This window comes from Limnobaculum eriocheiris (assembly GCF_021010575.1).
Classification (GTDB): domain Bacteria; phylum Pseudomonadota; class Gammaproteobacteria; order Enterobacterales; family Enterobacteriaceae; genus Limnobaculum; species Limnobaculum eriocheiris.
The window spans coordinates 1-1689 of the sequence record NZ_JAJNAG010000091.1 but is presented as its reverse complement, the minus strand read 5'-3'; the positions used below and the strand labels follow the sequence as shown (position 1 = coordinate 1689).

General features: G+C 37.1%; 2 protein-coding genes. One reads left to right on the top strand and one right to left on the bottom strand.

The window, feature by feature from the left end; genetic code table 11:
- Positions 1–828: 828 nt before the first annotated feature.
- On the top strand, positions 829–1548 hold the full coding sequence (endA, locus tag LPW36_RS17585) for a deoxyribonuclease I (protein ID WP_230611884.1): 720 nt from the start codon (positions 829–831) through the stop codon (positions 1546–1548).
- 30 nt (positions 1549–1578) lie between these two features.
- On the opposite strand, the gene LPW36_RS17580 is transcribed toward endA, so the two are convergent.
- A partial coding sequence (locus LPW36_RS17580) for an IS1 family transposase (protein ID WP_230607651.1) occupies positions 1579–1689 on the bottom strand: 111 nt, incomplete at its 5' end.

Genomic DNA, 1689 nt, shown 5'->3' with positions numbered 1-1689 from the left:
AAACTTCTGACATACTTGGTAAACAGGCATAGAGGTGATCTCATTGAATTGATAGCACAATCAGTAGATCACAAAACTCTATGCCTGTCTTTTTTTACCTGCTCATTACTGGGGATTCCTCAGCGCTTATGTGATAAAAATAATTAGATGATGGCATCCGGAGATATAAAATACCTAATTAATAAAATGCTTTTTTATATCATGTCGATATAAAGTGATAGTGTTTTTTGATATCTTTCGCCACTAAGTTGTTGGAACGTTTGGTGTTATTTTTCTTTGTATAATCAGTTGAATGCGTCTTATTTTATGTTCAGTTATATCGTGAATTCCCACTGGCTTATAGCATTGAGAACATATTGAACCATAAATGTCATCAAAAGATTCCACCTGTTGGTCAGACCGAAATGATGTATTGCCACATCTTGAACATTGAAATTTAAAGTCAGGACACATAATCGCCCCTCAATAGGTTCAGCTAATAATTTCTTAAATAATTTATACCATATTTATTACATTAAAATAGGTGTTCTTTAGTACACTAAATTAAGATAACTGTTTCAGTTTGTGTTTTATCTTATGTTTTAGCGATCTTTATTATATTTATGCATTATTTAAAATATATTTGATTGTGTTTTTATTGAATTTAATTATTATAGATACATTGTTATAAAAGTTAATTAATGGTTAATTAATGTGTTGCTGTGATAAAAATAACCGCGTTCTATTTTTCTGATTTGTTCGCCATGGTACCGTTATTTTTGTTTGTCTCCTTATTGACTATCCGTTAACCTGCGGGCCAGATATCAATGGCACCAGAAACAGAACAATATGACCGGATATAAATGGTGGGTTAGTATCGTGAGTCTGCTTTTATTTCCACTGCATGGACAGGCGACAAAATCAGAAATAGCGGACCCCATTAGCTTTAGTAAAGCAAAACAGTTAGCCATAGAAATCCATCGTGGTATGAGTCAGAGCTTTTATTGTGGTTGTTCAATTCAATGGTTTGGCCGCAAAGGTGTACCTGACCTGGAAGCATGTGGATACCAAATAAGAAAAAATGTTGAACGTGCTGGTCGTATAGAGTGGGAGCATGTGGTACCCGCCTGGCAGCTTGGTCATCAGCGGCTGTGCTGGCAGAAAGGCGGGCGGAAAAATTGTACGCAAGATCCAATATACAACGTAATGGAAACCGACCTGCATAATTTACAGCCAGCCATTGGTGAAATTAATTACGATCGCTCCAATTTTCAATTTGGACAGTGGAATGGGCCTGCTACTCAGTATGGGCAATGCCAGATGAAAGTGGATTTTAAGAGTAAAACGGTAGAACCACCGGAAAGAGCGCGGGGTGTTATTGCTCGTACCTACTTTTATATGCGGGATCGTTATCATTTCCGTTTGTCAAAGCAGCAAACAGAACTGTTTAATGTTTGGAATATGTTTTATCCCGTAACGGAATGGGAATGTGAGAGAAATCAACGTATATTGAAAGTACAGGGTAATGACAATCCATATGTCTCGAAATCATGCGAAAACGCGAGATAAAATGACTCAGAAACTGGTCGTGACGCAGATTTAGTGGTAATGATTGATCGTCAGATACCATCCGATGATCTTATCGTGCATTTCTTCTGACTTTGAGAAGCAGATAGTCTTGCGGGTCAACCGTTTAAGATGGGTTCGCAA

Excerpts from the sequence above, each read along its gene's own strand:
- endA (WP_230611884.1), top strand. The coding sequence starts at position 829 with ATGACCGGATATAAATGGTGGGTTAGTATCGTGAGTCTGCTTTTATTT.